At 41.1% G+C, this 22,569-nt stretch carries 18 protein-coding genes; 8 read left to right on the forward strand and 10 right to left on the reverse strand.

Translation table 11 applies throughout. The features are described from left to right. Positions 1-45: 45 nt before the first annotated feature. Entirely contained in the window at positions 46-1,677 is a 1,632-nt protein-coding gene (locus L2567_RS00570) for an aspartate:alanine exchanger family transporter (RefSeq protein WP_235295735.1), read from the forward strand. On the opposite strand, the gene L2567_RS00575 is transcribed toward L2567_RS00570, so the two are convergent. Further along, positions 1,661-3,853, reverse strand: coding sequence for a T9SS type A sorting domain-containing protein (locus L2567_RS00575; RefSeq protein WP_235295736.1), 2,193 nt, complete (start codon positions 3,851-3,853; stop codon positions 1,661-1,663). The two genes, L2567_RS00570 and L2567_RS00575, sit on opposite strands and share 17 nt — an antisense overlap. 61 nt (positions 3,854-3,914) lie before the next feature. Here L2567_RS00575 and L2567_RS00580 point away from each other — a divergent pair, with 61 nt between their 5' ends. Then, a complete protein-coding gene (locus L2567_RS00580; RefSeq protein ID WP_235295737.1) occupies positions 3,915-4,952 on the forward strand; it encodes a Gfo/Idh/MocA family protein in 1,038 nt (345 codons plus the stop codon). Beyond that, positions 4,952-6,094 carry a TIGR03862 family flavoprotein gene (locus L2567_RS00585; protein ID WP_235295738.1) on the forward strand — a complete coding sequence of 381 codons (1,143 nt, stop codon included), beginning with the start codon at positions 4,952-4,954 and terminating at the stop codon, positions 6,092-6,094. The genes L2567_RS00580 and L2567_RS00585 overlap by 1 nt, the downstream gene beginning before the upstream one ends. Here the strand turns inward: L2567_RS00585 and L2567_RS00590 are convergent. Continuing rightward, positions 6,066-6,764 (reverse strand): SDR family oxidoreductase, encoded by a 699-nt coding sequence (locus L2567_RS00590; protein WP_235295739.1) that lies wholly within the window; start codon positions 6,762-6,764, stop codon positions 6,066-6,068. The two genes, L2567_RS00585 and L2567_RS00590, sit on opposite strands and share 29 nt — an antisense overlap. Before the next feature lie 39 nt (positions 6,765-6,803). On the opposite strand from L2567_RS00590, the gene L2567_RS00595 reads away from it, so the two are divergent. Then, positions 6,804-7,364 carry a TlpA family protein disulfide reductase gene (locus L2567_RS00595; protein WP_235295740.1) on the forward strand — a complete coding sequence of 187 codons (561 nt, stop codon included), beginning with the start codon at positions 6,804-6,806 and terminating at the stop codon, positions 7,362-7,364. 14 nt (positions 7,365-7,378) lie between these two features. After that, complete coding sequence (locus tag L2567_RS00600) at positions 7,379-8,485, forward strand: hypothetical protein (protein ID WP_235295741.1); 1,107 nt, start codon at positions 7,379-7,381, stop codon at positions 8,483-8,485. Between the two features lie 2 nt (positions 8,486-8,487). Here the strand turns inward: L2567_RS00600 and L2567_RS00605 are convergent, their stop codons facing one another. Beyond that, positions 8,488-9,735: a DEAD/DEAH box helicase gene (locus L2567_RS00605; protein ID WP_235295742.1), complete on the reverse strand. Its 1,248-nt coding sequence runs from the start codon at positions 9,733-9,735 to the stop codon at positions 8,488-8,490. Positions 9,736-9,853: 118 nt separating this feature from the next. Here L2567_RS00605 and L2567_RS00610 point away from each other — a divergent pair, with 118 nt between their 5' ends. From L2567_RS00610 to L2567_RS00620, 3 genes are read left to right on the forward strand one after another with little or no spacing between them, the layout of a single operon-like run. Continuing rightward, the gene (locus tag L2567_RS00610; RefSeq protein ID WP_235295743.1) at positions 9,854-11,434 is read left to right on the forward strand and encodes an alanine/glycine:cation symporter family protein; all 1,581 of its coding nucleotides are present in this window, start codon (positions 9,854-9,856) and stop codon (positions 11,432-11,434) included. Positions 11,435-11,465: 31 nt separating this feature from the next. After that, positions 11,466-11,945, forward strand: coding sequence for a YkgJ family cysteine cluster protein (locus L2567_RS00615; protein WP_235295744.1), 480 nt, complete (start codon positions 11,466-11,468; stop codon positions 11,943-11,945). Beyond that, positions 11,945-14,005: an alpha-L-fucosidase gene (locus L2567_RS00620; protein ID WP_235295745.1), complete on the forward strand. Its 2,061-nt coding sequence runs from the start codon at positions 11,945-11,947 to the stop codon at positions 14,003-14,005. The genes L2567_RS00615 and L2567_RS00620 overlap by 1 nt, the downstream gene beginning before the upstream one ends. A gap of 14 nt (positions 14,006-14,019) precedes the next feature. Here the strand turns inward: L2567_RS00620 and L2567_RS00625 are convergent, their stop codons facing one another. The 7 genes from L2567_RS00625 to L2567_RS00655 all read right to left on the reverse strand — a co-directional run bounded on the left by L2567_RS00625 (position 14,020) and on the right by L2567_RS00655 (position 22,501). Beyond that, a complete protein-coding gene (locus tag L2567_RS00625; protein WP_235295746.1) occupies positions 14,020-14,502 on the reverse strand; it encodes a DinB family protein in 483 nt (160 codons plus the stop codon). Between the two features lie 40 nt (positions 14,503-14,542). Continuing rightward, positions 14,543-15,934, reverse strand: a complete 1,392-nt coding sequence (locus tag L2567_RS00630; protein WP_235295747.1) for a hypothetical protein — start codon at positions 15,932-15,934, stop codon at positions 14,543-14,545. A 131-nt stretch (positions 15,935-16,065) separates the two neighbouring features. Then, on the reverse strand, positions 16,066-16,815 hold the full coding sequence (locus L2567_RS00635; protein WP_235295748.1) for a 30S ribosomal protein S16: 750 nt from the start codon (positions 16,813-16,815) through the stop codon (positions 16,066-16,068). Between the two features lie 137 nt (positions 16,816-16,952). Continuing rightward, on the reverse strand, positions 16,953-19,232 hold the full coding sequence (locus tag L2567_RS00640) for a TonB-dependent receptor (protein WP_235295749.1): 2,280 nt from the start codon (positions 19,230-19,232) through the stop codon (positions 16,953-16,955). A gap of 4 nt (positions 19,233-19,236) precedes the next feature. Beyond that, the gene (locus tag L2567_RS00645) at positions 19,237-19,623 is read right to left on the reverse strand and encodes a hypothetical protein (protein WP_235295750.1); all 387 of its coding nucleotides are present in this window, start codon (positions 19,621-19,623) and stop codon (positions 19,237-19,239) included. Between the two features lie 149 nt (positions 19,624-19,772). Further along, entirely contained in the window at positions 19,773-20,129 is a 357-nt protein-coding gene (gene rplS / locus L2567_RS00650) for a 50S ribosomal protein L19 (RefSeq protein WP_235295751.1), read from the reverse strand. Between the two features lie 89 nt (positions 20,130-20,218). Further along, positions 20,219-22,501, reverse strand: a complete 2,283-nt coding sequence (locus L2567_RS00655; RefSeq protein ID WP_235295752.1) for a PKD domain-containing protein — start codon at positions 22,499-22,501, stop codon at positions 20,219-20,221. Positions 22,502-22,569 lie beyond the last annotated feature (68 nt).

The raw sequence follows: 22,569 nt of genomic DNA on the forward strand, positions 1-22,569 counted from the left end.
CCAACCAATAATCATATTCTTTAATATAAGTCGTAAGTTTGCGTCATGGAAATATTCGCAGAGAATCCATTATTGCTAATTTTTATCGTGGCGGGACTAGGTTACGCCCTGGGTAATATCAGCGTAAAAGGTGTAAATTTCGGTGTATCAGGAGTGCTGTTTGTCGGACTATTTTTTGGTGCCATGAATCCGGAAGTTAAAATTCCTCAAATCGTTGTCTTACTTGGATTGGTAGTTTTTGTCTACACCGTAGGAATGCAAAGCGCTGCAGGTTTTTTTAGATCCTTCAAGCTTCGTGGATTTAAGGATATGATTTTCATAAGCATTATGTTAGTCATCACCACAGCTCTGGTATATGGAGTTTACGAACTGCTAGATCTTGATAAAGCTTTAGCTGCAGGGATATTTGCCGGGGCCACTACCAATACACCTGCCCTTGCTTCTATTATTGACATCATCAATAACAAGGTCAGCGACCCTGCTTTGGCTTCTCAATACAGTGAAAATGTGGTGGTAGGATATTCGATTGCTTACCCAATGGCCATTATTGGCATCCTTATATCCCTTATTCTTTTTCAAAAGCTGTTTAAAATCAATTTCAGACAGGAAGCAAAAAAGCTGAAGAAACACTACCCTGTCGAACGGAATACCACTAATGCAAGCGTTGTCATTTCAAATGAAAACATTTTTGGCATGTCTGTTCGCGATTTAATGAGAACCTACGACTGGAACATTGTATTCGGAAGAATTAAAAGTGGAGATCAGACATTTCTGACCAGCTGGGATACCATATTGCAGGAGAACGACGAAGTAATGATCGTTGGCGATCAGGAAGACTTGGAAGAAATTATCCCGCTAATGGGACATGAAAATGAGGATAAGATTAGTTTTGAAACCTCTTTATATACGCAAAGGCGGATTTTCGTTTCAAATCCAAAGGTTAGTGGAAAGTCAATTGCTTCGCTGAATCTAACGGAGCATTATAACATGCTTATCACTCGTGTTCGAAGAGGGGACATCGATTTAATTGCAAATAATAACACGGTTATTGAACTGGGTGACAGAGTCAGAATCGTATGTCAAAGGAAAGATGCAGAGGAGATTACTCAGATTTTTGGGGATTCTTATGATCAGATTAGTCACGTCAACCTTTTTTCTTTTGGTTTAGGGATTGCTATAGGACTGCTGATCGGAATGATAGAAATCGGTTTTCCAGGAGGATTTACTTTTAGCCTTGGATACGCGGGTGGTCCTTTAGTGGTAAGCATCATCTTAGGTGGACTAAGAAGATCCGGTCCGATTTTGTGGGTTTTGCCTTATAGTGCCAATCTCACGCTCAGACAATTTTCACTCATACTTTTACTAGCCGGAATAGGAATTAATTCAGGAAGCAGCTTTATTTCTACTTTCTCTAGTGGGAATGGGTTGCAAATGTTTGTAGCCTCTCTATTAGTCGTATTAATATCGACAGCATCTCTCCTGATTATCGGCTATAAGCTTTTGAAAATACCTTATTCCATTTTATCGGGAATGGCAGCAAGTCAACCTGCAGTTCTAGATTTTGCCAATGAGCGCGCAGGCAACAAATTGCCGAATATTGGTTACACCACCATATTACCCATTGCACTGATCCTTAAAATTCTATTGGCACAACTTTTATTTACTTTCCTTTCTTGATAAAACGGGCATTCCCCTCACTTGACTTCAGGAAGTAAGTCCCTTCAGGTAGTGAACGCACATCAACTTTTCGATTATTGACCTGAACGGAACGAATACGCTGCCCCATAGTGTTAAAGATTTCCACCTGACTCACACCTTCAGGAACCATCAAAAAATGCAGGACTGGGTTGGGGTATAGTGCCAATGGTTTAGTTGGACTAGGGTCATGAACGGATGAAATCTCTCCGGAAGTTTGGATAATCGTGTTGTAGAAATTCAAGCCACCCCGCTCGTTCCCGATCACCATTTCCAGGTAACCATCTCCATCTATGTCAGCTACATCTACTGCTAATCTTCTGCCCAAATATTGACCTAAAAGGTCCTCTGAAATCAGATCATATGACGCACCTTCCAAATCGGTATCGTAAATGGCAACCCTCCCTGTTTCATTGGCTACCAACAGCAAGGAAGACATGTTATCTGAATAAAAGCGAGGAGCTGCTGAAGCTTTGCTGGTTCCACTGTCTTTGACATTGACTTGTCCCAAACCCAATATAACATTCGAGTTGCTGAAATCCGGATTTTGAGGACTGCCTATGTTCTTAAACGCCTTTAACGAACCAATGCCCTCAGAAAGAGGATAGGAATTACGACCACCAACTACGATATCATTTAAACCGTCACCGTCTACGTCAGCAATAGCTAGCCTGATGGTATTGTTCTCAGAATCTAAAGACTTGTAGTCAAAAACCGGCGACTTAAAACTAACCGGGTTCCCTGGGCCGGATGTATTTTCAAGGTAGACTAATTCCCCGCTTAATGTCCCCAATAATAAATCCTGATCACCGTCACTGTCCAGATCACCAAAAGTGGGTGTAAAGGACTTGTCAAATTGAGAAAACGCTAGAAAATCCAACCAATTATCATCAACCAGCTCATACTTCGGTTCATTTAAACTTCCTACATTTTCAAATAGGTAAAGGCGTGTTTCTGCACCTGTTGGAATTCCAATCAAGCCAAAAGAGCCCACCACAAGGTCCATTAGCCCATCTGAATTATAGTCCAGAAACGAAGGATAAGAGTCTGTTCCCAAATCTAAAGTTGTACCTACCAGCCAGTCATCCTGAATATAATTGAAGTTCGTATCTACACCCTGATAAAATAAAACCTGATCAGTGTTGGTACCAAATTGAGAATTGGGAGCCACAAGCAAGTCATTGACACCATCATGATCCACATCTAAAATGAAGGATGCGAGGAATATTTGCATTTCAGCTGGCAAATCGTCAGTGGGAAAATTGACTTCCTTATAGGTTGCAAAAGCATCTTCCTGAGAACCACCATTCTCTATGTAAATCAAATGCGTACTGCTAACCTCTCCAAGCAACAAATCCTGAAGACCATCATTATTTTTGTCTAAAATGGACACCGTAATCCCTTCGTGTCGGGTACTTCCAGATATCAAGCCATTTGGAATTGCACAGCTGGAGTTGTCTTTACTCAAGATGATATCAGGAATCAAACCTCCTTCATAAAAGTTACCCCAGCAATCATCTACTCTTTCGTAAAGCAGGCTATCACTTCCAAAACCTTTTTCCTGAGACAAGTTTTTAAAATAATATAAATATCCACCTGAAGGCTGAAAAGCCAGAATGTCAATATCCCCGTCATCATCCACATCTGCAATTCCAGGAATGCCGTTATTGCCTACATACAATTGCTTGTAGTCTCCATCTCTGTTATAATAAATGATGTTGTAAGCCCCATGAGGGTGTTCGAAGGCTTCAAAAGAGAGATGGCCATTTTCTCGTTTACCAATCCATACTTCGATTCCGGTTACGGGATCTGTTACCCCACATGTAAATAAGTCGTCCACACCATCTAAATTAAAATCTTTCACAATCACCCAGCATGGGATGTCAGGAAATACGGACTCATATTCAGGCGCATAGCGATAATGGAAAGCCATGTTCTCATCGTAGATAAAGGTCCGAATGGCACTTCCTTTCCGGTCAAAAACCAGTAAGTCCGCTTCGCCATCTTCATTGAGGTGAATCGCTTGAAATTGGGGAGCTTCGAAGCCTCCGGTTAGTGGATTTTGATAGTTTTCAAAAGCGACATCGAGCCTGGTTTTAGACTGTCCATTTACAAATACCATTGCCGCTAGAAAAAATAGTGTCCAGATCGCTTTCATATGCATTGATAACGAGGCCAAGCATTGAAAAGTTTTGATACAGAATGCTATATTTGAACACATGAAGGTCAAGATACTTGTAATCGGTGTAGGAAATATGGGAAGTTCACATGCTCGTGCGTATCATGCTTGGTCTGGATTCGAATTAGTTGGTCTGGTGGCTCGTCATGACACTCGCAAAGACACTTTGTCCAAAGAAATGGGTGGAGTTAGCGTTTATGCTGACTACAAACAAGCCATTGAAGAAACCAGTCCAGATGCCATTTCCATCAACACTTATCCGGAAACGCATGAGGAGATCGCGCTGTACGGATTGAATGCCGGATTACATGTATTTCTTGAAAAGCCCATGGCGACTTCAGTAGAAGGTGCACTTCGGATCAAACACACTGCTGAAAAAAAGAATCTAAAAGTGGTCGTCGGTTACATTCTGCGCCATCATCCCTCCTGGATCAAATTCACAAAGTTGGCACAAGGTCTCGGCTCACCCCTGGTTTTAAGAATGAACCTTAATCAACAGAGCTATGGTGAGCTTTGGCAGACGCACAAGAATCTAATGAAATCTATGTCACCCATTGTGGATTGCGGCGTTCACTATGTTGATATCATGTGCCAGATGACTCAATCTAAGCCCGTTCAGGTCTATGCCACAGGGTCAAGATTAACGCCTGAAATCTCCGAAGACATGTATAACTATGGGATGTTGCAAGTGACGTTTGAGGACGGTTCCATTGGTTGGTATGAAGCTGGCTGGGGTCCAATGATGAGTACGACGGCCTATTTTGTGAAGGATGTGATCGGGCCTGGGGGAAGTGTAAGTATTGTAGAACCTCAGCATGAGGGGGGTGATATCGAAAACCACGTTAAAACTTCCAGGATGCTTTTGCATCATACCGATCCAGCCAAAGAAGACCAATGGATAGATGTTAGTGAAGAGCCTGATCATCAAGAGCTTTGCGAATTGGAGCAGAAGTATTTTTACAAGGCCATACATGAAGATATTGATCTGGCTAAGCATCTGGACGATGCTGTCAATAGCTTGAAAATTGTCCTGGCAGCAGATCAATCCATCAGAGCAAACAGAATAGTAACACTATAATGCGCAAAAGTATTGCTATTATAGGTGGAGGTGCGGCTGCTCTGGCCTTTGCCAGTTTCATTAATACTGAGCGGTATGATGTCACTATCTATGAGAAGAATAAAGCACTCGGAAGAAAATTTTTAGTGGCTGGCAAGGGTGGTTTCAATCTGACGCACTCTCAAGCGATTTCCACATTGAAAGGAAAATACACTCCTGAGGGCTTCTTAGATCGATGCCTCGATACCTTCACCAATACAGATTTCAGAAAATGGTTGGACGAGATAGGTATTCCTACCTACATCGGTTCTAGTGGAAGAATATTTCCAATTCAAGGCATCAAGCCTATTGAAGTGTTGCAGAATATTTTACAGCATATCAAAAATAGAGGAGTCGTCATCAAGACTGATTACGAATGGAAAGGAGAACGATTGGCGGATGTGATGGTTTATGCCCTAGGAGGTGCAAGTTGGCCGGTGACAGGCTCTGACGGGTCTTGGATACAGTACTTCGAAGAAGCCCTCCCATTTTACGGAGTGAACTGTGCGGTCAGAGTGGAATGGCCTAAATCAACACTTCAACAAGTGGAAGGTAAGCCTCTGAAAAACATTGGTATAGAGTATAAAAATACTAGATATCATGGAGAGGCGGTGATTACCAAGTTCGGTTTAGAGGGTGGAGTAATTTATCAACACTCTCTGGAGATTCGATCCGCTTTGAACATGCACCAAAGCACCACCATCTACCTCGACTTGAAGAAAGATCTGAGCGAGCAGCAGATACTGTTAAAATTAAAACAGTCTGGCGAAAAGACGTTGACTTCGACATTGAAAAGAGATCTTAAACTCTCCAAAGCTTCGATAGAACTTTTGAAGGGCTTCGTTAGCAAAGATGATTTTCTCCATAAAGTAACATTGGCACAATGTATTAAAAAACTTCCCATTCTGGTCACTGACATGGCGCCTATAGATGAAGCCATTAGCACCATAGGCGGAATTCCCATCGATTCATTAACATCAAACTTTGAATTGAGCGATATACCAGACCACTATTGTATTGGAGAAATGGTGAATTGGCATGCTCCAACTGGTGGTTATCTGCTGCAGGGCTGCTTTAGCATGGGATATTTTCTAGCTACCAATCTATCCGCTCGCCATCCCTGAAGAATCCACCGGTAGGTCCGTCATCTGGAATCTTAGCAGCCCATATTATACTTTTAGCACCTTCGGGAATACTTCTGGTAGCATCACTACCTCCCATATCTGTGCGCACCCACCCTGGACAAACGGAATTGATTTTCACACCTGTACCTGTTGCTGAATGAGATTGCTTTATGGTTAGCATGTTTAATGCGGCCTTAGAAGTACTATATGCCGGAGTTCCGGACTCTTCCCGCGTCAATGAACCGGAGCCACTTGAAACATTGACCACTCTACCCCAATTGTTCTTTTTTAGAAGCGGCCAGAATGCCTGCGTGACCCGCCAGGGACCAAAAAAATTGACATCCATCGTCTTTTGGGATTCTTCCAAATCAGCATTCATGGCATTTTGCCATGTATCATAGTTAATGCCCGCGTTGTTGATTAAAATATCCAGATTACCGAACTTCTGATCTACCCATTCAGCACAATCTTTAATACTCTCACTTTTGCTGACGTCCAATTGATGAAAGTGGACATGATCAAATTGATCTTTTAATTCTTCCGTGGCTTGCTCTCCTTTGGTTTTGTTCCTACTGGTCAAAATCACTTCGTATCCATCCTCTAAAAGTTGGCGCACCACGCCAAGTCCAAGGCCGCGATTTGCACCAGTCACTAATGCTATTTGGCTCATAGTTTGTATATTTACTATTAAATCAATAAAAGATTCATGATGTTCAAAGTTTTTTCTGCAATAATAGTCGTGGGCTTACTTGCCGGGCTGGGAATAAGTCGAAACAATGGTGATTCAGAGACTATAGTCACTTCGCAGGACAGCCTGGGTCAAAGGATCGCTTCGCATGATTTTGGAGCGGACATGTACGTGGGCACCCATCAAAATATAGAGGATTTATTAGCAGTAATCCAGAAAAAGTATGCTGGCAAGGCAGTCATCTTTGATCTTTGGGGTACTTTTTGCAAGCCTTGTCTATCAGATTTTAAGAACAGTCCAGCGAAAAAAGCAGTCTTAAAAGAGGAGTATGATGTGCATATGGTCTATTTGTGTGCGGGCATGAGTTCCAATTTTAATGAGTGGAAAAAAGTGATAGAACGCGATCAGCTGGTGGGGGATCACATTTACCTGGATAATAACCTCACGATGGCATACAGAGAAAAGTTTGACGTAAAAAGATATCCCAACTATATTCTTATGGACAAAGAAGGTAACTATAAACCCAACTTAATCAGAGCAGTGAGTGACATCCATGTAGACAACTTTAAAGCCCACCTTTAAGCAATGAGCAATAGGTGTCTGAAGTAGAATATGCAACTTTACATTTTTATGGTTGGTGGCAAGCCATCACTTGTCTCTTTGCCTTTTTGGCCTTGGCAGCCATCTGGTGGCATTTGGGAAGAAGGAAAAATGACTATGCCCAAATTTGGCTCGCCCTTTCTGTACTTTGTTGGTCTATTACAGGATTTATGGAGGTCTATTTTGCAATGCAGTTGTCCGAATTATCAAATTTTGAAAGTTCTGAAGCCCAACAATTAACTTTTAGGATGAGTGGCTACGGTAGCCTTTTATCGCTCGGAAACAGTTTCTTTATACTTTTATCTCTTCCGTGGTTCAAACATATTCCGGAGCGCATTGAGCCCATCATTAAATCAAAATATTGGCCTTACATCGTGGGATTACCCTTTGTGTTTTCACTTCTACCCACGCTGAGCAAGATCTTTTTTTCTGGCAATCTGGAAATCATCAGTGAATTAGATGTCTACTATTCTATCCTGACATTAGCCTTTCTGGGCATTGTGCTTTGGGAATCCTTTGCTAAAAGAAGACTAAAACTATTGGCCTGGCTGTCTCTTGCCTGTATCTTGATTACTTTTATAGCTCAGGTTTATAAAATATCTGGTAATGAGATAGATATGCGCCTATTTTCTGCTATTTTTAAGAGTGCGTTGATAATGATTTTCTTCGCACTCGCGATGAGTTGGGTTAAGGATCTTTCTGAAAACATTCTACCTTCCAGCCATTATTTTTTCATTTCACTTTCCGGGACTGAAGTGATGATTAAGGGAATAGCGGGAAAGGACAAACTGGCTTTTTCCATTTCCCATGCACAGTCGGAACTTCTGCAAGCATTTCTTAGAGCAAAAGAAAACAATGACACCTGGCTAGAGATTAAGCCTAAAGGTGCACGAATTTCTAAGAAGGAATATGCCATTAAGGACCACAATGAGATTAAGCGACTTACGCATGCTATCCTGGATGGAATCTATGGCAAAGATAACTGGACCAAAGAAAAGCATGAAATACCTTTCAAAAATCAATTTTACGAAACGAAAGGCAGAGGTTCGAGGATGATTAGGCTCAGACTTCCTAAAGAGAATGTAAGTTGGAACATGGCCTAAAACTACTTTTTCCGTTTCTTTCTACTCTTCTTACTTTTCTCAAATTCCCGAATCTCATCCATCAAAGTTTGGTAGTCATTCTTGCGCTCCAGATCAACATGTAAAGTGTCTACATAGTCGTCCTCTTTTACATTTAGAACCTTGACCGGCTTATGAATGTATTGCTGTATTTCCTCTAACAAAGGTTTTTCTTCTTCAGAACAAAAAGAATAAGCCTGGCCTTTATTCCTGGCTCTTCCTGTCCTCCCCACCCTATGAACATAGTTTTCAGGTTCTTCCGGCAAATCATAATTGACCACAATTTCGACATTTGGAATGTCGATCCCTCTGGCGGCAACGTCGGTCGCAATCATAAGTTTGCATTCTCCCTCTTTAAACGCTTTAAGGACCTTAGATCGATCGGTCTGGTCCTTTTCCCCATGAATCGAAAGGGCTTCAATATCTGCACGCTCCATGGCTTTTTTAACCCTTTCTGCCCTTACTCTGGTTCTGACAAACGCAAGAATTTTAGCGTCTGGATTCTCACGAACCACTCTTTCAAGAAAGAAGCGTTTATGATCCATCTCTACGAACATGACAGAGTGTTCTACCTTCTTAGCCACAGGATCCTTAGGGGACAATTGTATTCTAATCGCATTCTGCCTAACAATGGAATAGGCGATTTTCTTAATCTTATCATTGATGGTTGCTGAGAAAAAGAGCGTTTGCCTTCTCTTTGGCAGTTTTCTAATCAAATCCTCTATGTCTTTGATGAACCCCAAATCCAACATGTGATCTGCCTCATCAAGCACCAGAATTTCTACATGGTGCGTTAACAATGCTTTCTGCGAAATCAAATCGAAAACCCTGCCTGGTGTTGCTACGATAATATCTACCCCTTTATACAGTTTCATGATTTGGGGGTCTTGCTCCACTCCACCGATGACGGCCATGGATTTAAGTGTTGTGTATTTGGCCAACCGCTCAAAGACCGTATGTATTTGAACTGCCAGTTCATGCGTAGGTGCAAGCACAATGCAATTCACATCACTTTTTCTTCTTTCAGATTTTTTCTGTTCATAAAGCATATCGATGATGGGAATGGCGAATGCTGCAGTCTTCCCTGTACCTGTTTGAGCTACCGCCAGCAAGTCTTCCCCCTTAAGGATATTGGGAATGGATTTGTACTGAATGTCAGTTGGTCTTTTATACCCAAATTCAGCCAGTGCCTTTTTTACCTTCGGATTCAGTCGATAGTCTTCGAATTTCATGATAACGAAGATACTTCAATACCTTTTGTCACAAAATTACTTTCCGACAAATTTATTTTTCTTCCGACAAATCGATCCGACAAGCCATTTGTAGTGGATTTTGCGGAAAAACTAAACAATGAGAAAAATCTTTGTCTTCATACTCCTTGGCTTTGTCCCCTCTTCTATTTTCGCTCAAAATGCAAAAGGAATAGATGAATTAATTAACGATGCTTTTATGCCTGTAGCCATCCTTTGGGAAAACTTGGTCTTTACAGAAATCTTTGGTGTACCCATTGTATTGATCTTGTTGCTTGGAGGAGCACTGCTCTTCACGCTATATTTTGGATTCGTCAATATCCGTCATTTCATTACCTCCATTCAAGTGGTCAGAGGAAAGTATGATGACCTGGAGAAAATGGACAAAGACCTACCAGACACCATAAGGAATGAGTCTCAACACGGCGAGGTCAATCATTTTCAGGCACTGGCCACAGCTGTTTCGGGGACTGTCGGGCTGGGCAATATTGCCATGGTGGCTGTCGCCATTTCCATTGGTGGGCCGGGGGCTACGTTTTGGATGATCATCGCAGGCCTACTGGGCATGTCCTCCAAATTTGTAGAGTGTACTCTGGGGGTGAAATATCGGGATATCAATGAGCAAGGACAGGTATTTGGTGGTCCCATGTATTACTTATCCAGAGGATTGGTTGAAGACAAGCGTGCCATTCTCGGAAAGGTTCTCGCCACGGTTTTTGCCGTCATGTGCGTAGGAGCTTCTTTTGGCGGCGGCAACGCCTTTCAGTCTAATCAGGCTGCAGCTCAACTGATCGAAAGGTTTAATATAGGCGGAAGTGCAGCAGGAACCTTATTAGGAATTCTATTTGCTATTCTAGTGGGAATCGTTATCGTTGGGGGAATAAAGAGGATTGGTAAAGTGACCGAGAAGCTGGTGCCGTTTATGGCGCTGCTATATGTTTTGGCAGCCCTTTTTATCATTGTATCCAATTGGACGCTAGTCGACGATGCCTTTGCTGCCATATTTTCTGAGGCTTTTTCTCCAAGGGCTACCATCTCCGGAGGGCTTGCAGGGGTCATTATTCAAGGTTTTCGGCGAGCGGCCTTTTCCAATGAAGCCGGCGCGGGATCAGCGGCCATAGCCCACGCAGCGGTTCATACCAGGTATCCTGCATCCGAGGGACTGGTCGCTTTACTTGAACCATTTATTGACACCGTTTTAATTTGTACTTTAACAGCGTTGGTTATCGTCATCTTCAACATGGATGGTGCTTTTGTCTATGGAGATGTTTTAGAAAATCAAGTTTTACTTTCACAAACCGGCGAGCGACTTGGAGGGGTGAACATTACATCTATGGCTTTCGACGCGGCCATCCCGGGATTTTCGTATGTCCTTGCCATCGCAGTGGTGCTTTTTGCATTTTCAACGATGTTGTCCTGGTCCTATTACGGTTTACAGGCTTGGAAATATTTATTCGGCCGGGGTAAAAAAGCAGATCTCACCTTTAAAATCATATTTCTCTTGTTTACAGTGTTAGGATCAGCGGTGACTCTGGATGCAGTGATCAAATTTTCAGATGCGATGATACTGGCCCTTGTATTTCCCAATATGATCGGCTTGCTTTTCCTATTTCCCAAGGTGCGTCACGAACTTCAAAATTTCCTTGACAAAATCAAGCAAATGAAGCTACATAGAAAATAAGAAGTTCTCTAAAATACCTACTTTTAGGCCTATGAAGGATTTAGAGCTGGCCCATCAGAAATTAAAGGAAAACAAACGTTTTTTTAGTAAGCTAAGCAATAAGGAAAGAAAAACTTTAGATCACTATGCTCATGACGCACACACAAAAGTCAGCAATGATTTTGACTGCCTGACCTGTGCCAATTGCTGCAAGACGACCGGTCCACTGTTTACCAAAGCGGATATAGATCGGCTGGCCAAGGTTTTCAGCATGAGTTCAGCCGTCTTTATTACGACCTATCTCAGGCTGGATGAAGATGGAGATTATGTTCTTCAGAGTACGCCTTGCCCATTTTTACAGGCGGATAACAAATGTCTGGTTTATGATGAAAGACCGAAAGCTTGCCGGGAGTTTCCTCATACAGACCGCAAAAACTTTTATCAAATTCGTAATTTGACTCTGAAAAACACCCTGATGTGCCCGATCGCATTTAGAGTGCTAGAACAAGTCAAAATCAATATGCAAAGTTAATGAAGCACTCAATCTTTGGTTCTACTAGTTGGATATTTGCTCTTTTAATGGTGGTCTATTCATGTCAATCTTCCGGTGAGCCACCTGCTCCTGTCTCACCTGTTCCTACAGAAGCTCAGGTTGATTATCAGCGAATGGAGTTCAATGGCTTTGTACATTTTAATATGAACACCTTCACGAATATGGAATGGGGTTATGGGAATGAAGATCCTTCATTATTTAATCCTACAAACCTGAATTGTGATCAATGGGTTTCCACTATGAAAGAGGCGGGAATGAAAGGTGTCATTATCACCGCTAAACATCATGATGGATTCTGTCTCTGGCCATCTGAATACACGGAGCATTCTGTTAAAAATTCACCCTGGAAAAACGGAAATGGTGATGTCATCAAGGAACTTTCAGAATCTTGTGCGAAACACGGTCTAAAATTCGGCGTTTATCTTTCGCCCTGGGATCGGAATCACAAAGACTACGGAAAACCTGAATACATTACCTATTTCAGAAAGCAATTAACAGAATTATTGACCCAATACGGCGACATTTTTGAGGTATGGTTTGACGGTGCCAATGGCGGGGATGGCTACTATGGCGGTGCCAATGAAACCAGAAAAGTTGACAAATTGACCTACTACGATTGGGAAAACACCTACGACCTTATCTATGAACTTCAACCCCATGCTATTATATTCAGTGACGCTGGTCCAGGTTGTAGATGGATTGGGAATGAAAATGGATATGCCTACAAAACAACCTGGTCACCTTTGCTGATGGATAGTGTGTACGGAGGAATGCCGGAATACAGCGAAAAATATTCGATGGGACAGGAACATGGAACCCATTGGGTACCTGGTGAAGCGGATGTATCTATACGGCCTGGTTGGTATTATCATCCCTATGAGGATCACAAAGTCAAAAGTCTGGAAGCACTGACTGACATCTATTACAAATCAATAGGTAGAAATGCCACACTTTTACTCAATTTTCCTGTGGACAAGCGAGGTTTGATTCACGAAAGAGATCGCGAACAAGTCATTAAACTCTCCGAACAGATCGCTAAAGATTTTAAAGAGAACTTGATCAAAGATGCCAAAGCTAGTAGCTCAGAGAGCCGTGGAAAGCGTTTCAACACTGAAAAGACCATGGATGATGACCCCGAAACGTATTGGGCAGCAAAGGACCAAATGGTTACAGCAACCCTGACCTACACTTTCCAGGAAAGCAAAACTTTTAACAGGATCGTCATTCAGGAGCATATCAGATTAGGTCAAAGAGTGAGGGCCTTCAATATTGAAGTATTACAGAACGGTGATTGGAATCCCGTGGCAAAAGGAACTACCATCGGCTACAAGAGGATTCTAAGAATTCCGGATGTAACAGGTGAGGGTATACGCTTAAACATTGAAGACTCCAGAGCTGCGCCCACCATCAGCAATTTTGCCATCTTTCATGCACCACCAATGATGAGTCCTCCGAAAATCCAAAGGACTGTCAATGGGCAAGTTCATATCAGTGTTCCGGATGAAAGAGCAGTGGTTTATTACACCACCAACGGATCAGAGCCAACTACTGATGATCAGATTTTCGATAAGGATATAGATCTTCCTCGTGGTGGCCTGATCAAAGCCATATCCTCATTTAATGGTGAAGTAAGTGAGACCGCCAGCGTAGAAATGGATATCGCGCCCGGAAAATGGAGTATAGTAAATGCTGGAAATGAGTCCTTTAAAGCCATTGACTTAGATGAGAATACCTGGTGGGCTGGAGATGAATTGATCCTAAAATTGAACGAAGCCTTAAAGCTTAAAGGATTCACTTACTTGCCCACTCAACAGCGTTATCCAACAGGATTTGTAGAGAAATATAGTTTTTACACGAGCATGGATGGAGAAAAATGGAAGCTAGTTGCAAGGGGAGAATTCAGCAATATCAACAATAATCCAATTGAACAAAGGATCCCATTTGAAGAGACTCGCGCGGCATACATCAAATTCGTGGCCAATCAGACAGCGGATGATCGTCCCGCTTCGATTGCTGAGCTGGGCATCATCACCAGGTAAACATTGCTTATTTTTCACGAACTTTGAACGCGAGCCTTCAATAGTTTTTTTAGAATAACCATTTGACCAAAGTGGTAGTAACAATGCTCTATCATTGCATTAATATTTCGCTTATAATCCCCGTATTTGACATCTACGAAAGGTGCAGTCAACTGCTCATCGGACAATTCCTCTACATGCTTCGCAAAAGCTTTCGCATTTTCTAGGAGCGTCGATCTTAACCTTTGCCATTTCTGCTCAGAATCGATTTCTTCCATATCGAAACTGAATTTATCTCGAATGGTCAGGTCACCGCCTTTGAATACATTCATTACCCCATCGATGTAATAGTTAAGATGAAAAGTCAGTTTTGCCAATGTATTCAAGTCAGAGACTTGTGCAGTTGCCATTTTATAATCTACGTCTTCTAACTGTTCCTGTATATTGGTATTGGCAATAAATTGGCCATCTAGTAGTACCTCTTTGAAGCGATTCGCCAGTCTGAGCGATTCTGTCATATCAAACGATCTTAAAGAACAAGATGAAACTTTGGCTCTTCTACTTTGCAGGAGCTTTTTTCTTCCTTTTAGTCTTAAACAATTCCTTAAGCTCTTTTTCATTCATGAATCCAAGGTCAAGGAAGGTCGCAGTCACAAACTTTTTAATATCCTGATAATCTCTGCCTCTCTTATCGGTGTAGAACTTTAGCAACTTTCGGATGTACTTAAGACTCAATTCCTTAACATCCTGGTTAAACTTCTGATTTGAGAAAATATTGATATAGTTGACAATGGTCTTATTTAACTCAAAATATTCAGTGTACTCAGACGGAATAAGATTGTTAAACACACGTCGGAAATTGGCAAAAATGGCATTTCTCAGACATCTGTTCTGAATCGACAGACCCTCATGTTGATAGTAATACTCTCTGGCGGCATCGATGGCTGTTTCATCGATGTAACCCTTAGCATTGATGACATCTAATGTTTTAAAGTATTTACTTAACTCATCTTTCTTCGATTTGTCCACGAGGTTAGAGAATCTTTTTTGATGTTCAGCACTAATGACGTGCTTGCTCTCCTGCATCTCTTCCAAAAGCAAGAAAAAGGTTTCATCAAAATTATCCTGAGTTTCTCTAACTTTATTGAGTGCATCCGTAAATGTCTTTTGAACATCATCCGGCAGATCATAGTAAAGACCAATCAAGAGCAGCAATTCAACAAATTCCTTTTCTTTGTAAAACTTCTCATTTTTCAAAAGCTCCTTGATCTTCGGCATCAAACTCGAATTATCCATCTTATGCTCAGCTCTGTAAAACAAAAAGCTGGTAAGAGATGGAGTCAGCGTTTTCAGTTGACTGACATTCTTAGGAAATGCTGCCGTGTAGTAATTTAGACTTTCAAATTGTTTGGCAAATTTTACATTAGCAGTCCTTCTAGTACGAACGTCTCTGTATTTTTCTAATTTCTGAGCTTCCAGAAAATAGATGACTCTTTTATTTTTGATGGTATTCATGATATTGGTGATCCATATATCAGAACTAAGCGCAAATCCCAGCTGAATGGCCTGCCCCACCCTGTTTTTTAAAACATCAAAATTATTGGAATTACAAATGGCAAGCAGAATATCTTTAAAGTGGTTCTGTGGTCGTAAATATCTAAAGTTATCGTTTGTTTCTCCTCTCAGAACTGCATATCCAAGGATTCTTGATAAATATAATCCTTCAAACTTCTCTTCCAGTAATTTCTTTTCCAATGCCACTAATTGTAAAGGATCCTCCTCGGCTACATCTTCATAGATGGTTTGAATGTAGGGTTCGTATTTTTCTCTTAAAGCATTGTATTGCTCCTCCTCTTCTTCTTCAATATATATCGCAAGTTCTTCTGATTCCTGAATGGCATCAGCAATCTGGTCTAGTTGCTCCACATATTTATCTTCTAGCTTTTCCATATGAAATGGTTTAAATGTTTGTATTTAATAAATCAAAACCTAGTAAAACAATTAAGCCTTACTAGGTTTGATATTCCGATATGTCGTAAATATAATGAAATATAAGATATATTCCACTAATTTGTAATCACTTATTCCTCTTCAGCCTCAGCGGCGGCAGCTTCTGCTTTATCTTTTACTTCATCCATCACCGGACCGTCACCCGCTGGTACTTTAGCCAAATCATCTGTAGGATTAGTGTCTGCATCCTCCTGCGGTGCCGAAGCTTCAGGACTCGGTGTTACTTCCTCAGCTGGCGCTTCAGCGCTTGCAGCAGACGTTTCTGCTTTAGCCTCTGCTACGGGAGCTTCTGTCTTTGCTTCAACTGGAGCTTCAGCTTTCTCCTCTTCTGCAGGGGTTTCAGCTACTTCTTCTTGAGCCGTGAATGCTTGCGCTGCATCAGCATCTGCACTTGCAACTTCAGGCATCGCACCAGGCTTTCCACTGATGGCCTTCCATCTATCTTGCTTCTCTTGTTCAGTTTTTTCTCGTCTGGCCGCAATCTTCTCGTCCTTGGCAGCGATCCAATCCTGGAACATTTGCTCTGCTTTTTCTTCTGTTAGGGCTCCTTTAGAAACACCTCTTAATAAGTGTTTCTTGTAAAGCACTCCACGAAATCTTAAAATAGCTCTTGCAGTATCAGTAGGCTGCGCACCTTTCATCAACCAATCTAAAGCTTTGTCGTGATCTAGTTCGATTGTTGCCGGACTTGTCATTGGATTGTATGATCCGATGTTCTCTATGAATTTTCCATCTCTGGGGGCTCTTGAATCAGCCACTACGATGTGATAATAAGGTCTTTTTCTACGGCCCCTTCTGGCCAATCTAATTTTTACTGGCATTTTTGCTAAAATTTATTTGGTTTAACCATACCCATTTTATCCGGTCAAGCGGACGGTGGGATTTTATCGGGCGCAAAAGTAGCATTATTTATCGAAATAAAGTAACCATTCGTTATTTGTTTTGACAATTACCTCCATTAAAAATTAAATTTTAATCCTAAACTGGGTAAAACGGGTAATTGATCCACTCTGTTATAGGTCACTCGATCAAAATAAAATATGTTTTTTCTGTTGTAAATATTCGTGATGCTTCCATCAATAACCAGATTTACATGGTCAGAAAAGTGGATGGTTCTGGACAAACTGAAGTCCAAACGGTGGTAGTATGGCAGCCTGCCTAAGTTGCGCTGAGCTTCGTAAATGATGCCGATTTGATCAGGATTTTCCTGCACATAGTTGGTTCCAAGGCCATCGGCGAATGGATTGAAGTTATAAAAGCCTTGTGTCCGTGTAAACGGAAATCCCGACCCCATATTCCATCTTAAACTGGCCGACCATTTATTAAGTGTTCCAAAATTATAGTTGCCCAGAACATTGACATTGTGTCTCCGATCAAAAACAGGTGGATAGATCTGCTGTCCATCAAATCTTGTGACAAAGCCAAGCGCATAATTAGCAATCAATGAAAACTGGGCCATCTTGTAATCAAAACCGATATCGAGACCATATGCCTCACCTTCTTCAGTACTAAAATTGGGATCTGAAGCTTGGATTTTATTTCGATTCACTATGATCAACTGATTAAAATCCTTGTAGTACATCTCAAAATTCAAACCCAGATTTCTGGTGACATCCCATTCAACACCTGCTATAAGGTGGTTCGCTGTTTGAATATTGTTTCCGGCAACTTCTCTTGTATCCAACTTGAAGATTTGCCCCTCCGGTCCACTTAGAAATCCGGTAAACAAATTGACCACATCTCTCTCATTAGAGGAGGCCAGTAAGTTTTGAGAATACATGCCTGCGGCTAATTTAAATCTAAGTATATCATTGACATTGTATTTCAATGCCAAGCGTGGTTCCGGAGAAAATTGACTTAATGAGGCGTAATATTGTAACCTGAATGAACCTTCTAATATCAGCCTTGACAATACATATCGGTATTCTGCAAAGGCCGCAACCTCAGTAGTATTCTGTTCCTGGCCAAGAATGACATTAAAAGGGTTGCGAAAGGCAAAACTGGTATTAAAGCTATTGAACTCCAGGCCATAGTTCAATTCACTTTGATTGGCATACAAATTAAAGTCTATAATGGCATTAAAACCTCGAATTCTGGAAGTTCTGGGGGTACCATCTGCTTCATTCAAATTGATCATGTAATCCGTATAGCCCATCATTCCATTCAGAATGAAATTAGAATTACCTGGAATGAGTTTGAAATCAGCACCTCCTCCGCTATTCTGCCAATTTAAGTCTACAATCAACGGGTTATTATACTGATCTATAAAATTGAAGCCAAAGAGATTCAATTGACTTCCGTTTTGATTTGCAAAACTGACTTTACCATAAAGATCGGTAAAGTTAAAAGGCAAACTGATAGAGTCATTGAATCTGGCTTGGTCGTATAAAAGTTCAGATGTTTGATCAATGATGGACTTCTTAGCACTAAAGACAAAGGAGGTGGATCCGCCTTCATCTTTATATTTAATGATGGGACCTTCAATGTATGCCTTGTAAAGAAAAGGATTGATTGCGACCTGTCCGCCTAATCTTTTTTTATTACCATCCCTGGTGGTGATGTCCACTATTGCAGAAATACGACCACCATATTCAGCGCTAAATCCACCGGTAAAAACATCTACATTTCGGATTAAGTCTGTTTCAAAGACGGAGAAAAAGCCTATAGAATGAAAAGGATTATAGATGGTTAATCCATCGAGTAAAATTTTATTCTGTATTGGCGAACCACCTCTGATATAAATCTGACCACCTTGATCACCTGTAGAAATGATCCCTGGAATCAGTTGCAGATATTGTGCTATGTCTGCTTCTCCTCCAATGGATGGAAGTTTTAAAATTTCATCAGCGGAGAGGCTTATTTTACTGATTTGCACTTCGCTGCGTGCAGTTTGCCTTTCCGCCGAAATGTTGACGGTGCTTAGTTGGATGGAGCTTTCCTGTAAGGTAAAATTCTTAAACAATATTTCGCCGGCTCTTAGGTCAAAATCAAATTTCAGGGTGTCGTAGCCCAGATAAGTAATGGTCAAAGTCTTTGCGCCTGGCTCGACCTGACTAAAGCTAAAAAAGCCATCGATATTGGTGGTTGTGCCTAATCCAGAATCATTCAAAATGACATTGGCCGATATGATGGGCAAACCTGATTGACCATCCAGCACATTGCCTCTAATCACACCATTACTCTGACTGAACAGAAATGTAGAAAAAAGTAGAAAAATAGACAGACATGAGTACTTCATTCCATCAAATGTCAGATGGAATAGTATCCAACGCTTTGTGCAACTTAAACAAAAAATCGAAACCTCGAATTTCGGTTTCTAATTCCATGCTGTCCTGATTGTATGACTTTATTTGATAGGTGGCCGGCAATGCACTATTGTGATTGAAAGCGTTTTGCTCTAATTTATATACACCGGAAATGGGACTTCCGAGAATATTAGTAACAAGTTGACTGTCTTGAAATTCAAAAAAACCATCTTCAAGAGTAGTGGTCAAATCTCCGTCTCTATAAGCTTCGTAGATACTCCACCTGCCCTCAAGTTCGTAATTAAGTTCGCTTTTATTATCTGATTTGCAACCATAAGCTAACCCTATCACTACAAAGCATAAAAGACATGCATTCTTTATCATGAATCAAAGGTATGAAACCAATTGTAAAAAATAAACATAAACCTTGCGATAAATAAGTGGCTTACTTGATTGAAAGCAAATAAAAAGAGCTCACTTCCAAATCGGGAAATGAGCTCTTTGCCGGTTATTGGCATAATATCTTTGAGCTTCTAGCTTTTGATAAACTTTCTTTCTTTTATCCTTGCCTTTTTACCTACTAATTCTCTTAGATAGTAAAGCTTAGATCTTCTGACTTTTCCTCTTTTATTGACAAGGATTTCCACGATATTCGGATTGCCAAAAGGAAATATTCTTTCAACTCCTACTCCACTGGACATCTTTCTGACCGTAAAGGTTTTATTTCCTTCTCCTCCACTAATCTTAATTACATCCCCCTTGAATATCTGAATCCTTTCCTTATCTCCTTCTACAATTTTATAACTCACAGAGATGTTATCTCCCGGTCTAAATACAGGGTGCTCATTAGCGACTGAAGATTGTTCTTGTACAAATTTTATAGCGTCCATAACGTTGTGCTTTTGAAATTGGACTGCAAAGATACACTTATTTTTAATTCCTACTAATTCGAGCGTAAAATTTTATTATATATATGAAATTATCTAATAAGTGTTGCAAATCCTTTGTCTTCGACCAACATACCCCTGGAGTCTCGGTAGCTTAGTTGATAAACATAAACACCTGCCTGGGACTGTCCTCCGGTATTATTTTTTCTTCCATTCCATCCTTCCAGAGGATCGTCTGTTTCAAAGACCTGCTCTCCCCATCGATTGAAAATTTTCATGTTGAAATCGGTCATGCCTGTGATGATGCCTTTGCCTAAGAACAAATCATTGTTCCCGTCAGCATTGGGCGTAAAAGCATTAGGCATAAAATAACTCACAAACGGTAAAACATCTATGATCTGAATGGATGTATCCGGGCAACCACTAGGATGAAAGGCAACCAACTGAATTTCATGAATCCCAGTATCTCTGAATGTAAATGAAGGATTTCGCTCAAAGGAAGCACCCTGGTCTCCAAACTGCCACTGCCACCTGACAGCGTTCGTAGACATATCTTCGAAGTTGATGGTTGGATTCAACGAAGTCGGATCTTTTGGATCGTAGTCAAATTCTGCTTCGGGTTTTAAATCAATTTCAATGAGGTTATTAAATGACCTGCTTATTTCACAGCCAATGGGAGAAATGATTTCTACACTGACATCATAAGTCCCGACTTCTGTAAAGGTCTGAAATGGACTGATTTCAGTCGATGTAATACCATTTCCAAAATCCCAGAATATATCATAGGTGCTATCTATAGGTGTAGAAAGATTATTGAAGAAAATATTCGCTGGCGCACAGCCAAAGAAAGTACTTGGTTCAATAATGATAACTGGCGGTGCCGGTAAATACTCAAAACTCTTGGTGATGGTATCTTTGCATGCATTTATGTCGGTGACAGTAAGTTTAACGTCTTTTTCACCGGGTTCCCTGTAAGTGTGGGCGGGGTTTTTAATAAATGAAGTATCCCCATCATCAAAGTCCCATTCCCAATTGGTAATGTTTCCTGCTCCCGAAGTCGACAGATCTGTAAAATTAACAGGTCCCGCAATACAGGTATCATAGCTCAAGTTGTAATCTGCTTCGATATCCGGAAAAAGTTTGACTTCAAAATAGGCCGTGTCTCTGCAGGCATCATCAGGTTCATCGGGATTAACCACCATAAATCCATCATAATTTCCCAAGCCAGGAAATGTTACTTCTATATCTTTCTCCCTGCTGGTTACGACATTGCCATTGATATTAAAATTCCATAAATACCCATCAATAAAAGCAGGGTCTTGAGATTCATTCACAAAGTCAATGGTAAAGTCACCACAAGAAATCACTTCATACTCATTAGGTCCGATTTGAGCATCATGTCTTACCCCTGCTGAAACAAAGTTTTGACATTCTGTCACATTAAACTGAAAATCTCGACTAACCTTACTCAGCAAAACTCCATTTCTGTATTCTTCAATGCAGACACCTACGACGAACTGACCGATCAAATTAGGGGTTCCGGTAATCACTCCGTTGTCCGCGTTAATCGTCAGGGCAGGATCAGCCGCTACTGGATTATTAAATGAATACTGTGGTAAACGAAAAACAACGTCATCCAAAGGTGGGGGACAGTTTTCTGGGCTCGGAGTAATTCCATCGCAACCCGCAGCATTGCCAGGATTCTCCATCGAACCGAAAGGACCGCCTCCTTGCTTTGGACTACAAAACTTATATACCAGGACGTCACCATCCCTGTCTGTGGCAGATTGATTGGCAAACAAAGGTTGGTCACTGCAAATCAGAATGGGTGGAAATTCATTGAATCTGGGACTACTGTTACATACCTGCTGTGCTGCAGCTGTTATTTCAATTCCAAAAGATGCCCCAGTGTCTTCAGGAGCTACGATATTAGTAATAGTTACATTCCTACAGCAGCGCTGATAATTGATATAATAGCTTCGGTCTGATACAGGCAATCTGATGTCACGAATGTAATGACCTTCCTGAACACAGATTCCTGCCGGAATCTCCTGGCATGGACTTTCCTCTAATTCCAGGACCCGGATACCACTTACTGGAACGTCCTCTGTAGCGATGTGACTAAAACCCCCACTACCAGTTTGCCTATAAATCGCGATAGGAGCTGCATTATCAAAGCCTGCTCCACCAGTGGGTCCACAATCTCTGTACATGGTAAACTCAATTCGATAGGTACCGATTGCAATCCCATTTACAGTATCAATTCCCATGCACCGATAGGTCACATCACCACCTATAATATGCCTGCTGTGTAGTGGACTGCTAAAGAACAGCATAAATAGTGTAAAAGTGACTAAGCTTAAAATACTCCTCATTGGTCTAGGTTTCTCCATATTATATCCAAAAATAACATAATTCGCTGCTTATAAAACAAAGCTTATAA

Origin of the sequence: Portibacter marinus (assembly GCF_021533195.1) — a bacterium.
Classification (GTDB): Bacteria; Bacteroidota; Bacteroidia; order Chitinophagales; family Saprospiraceae; genus Portibacter; species Portibacter marinus.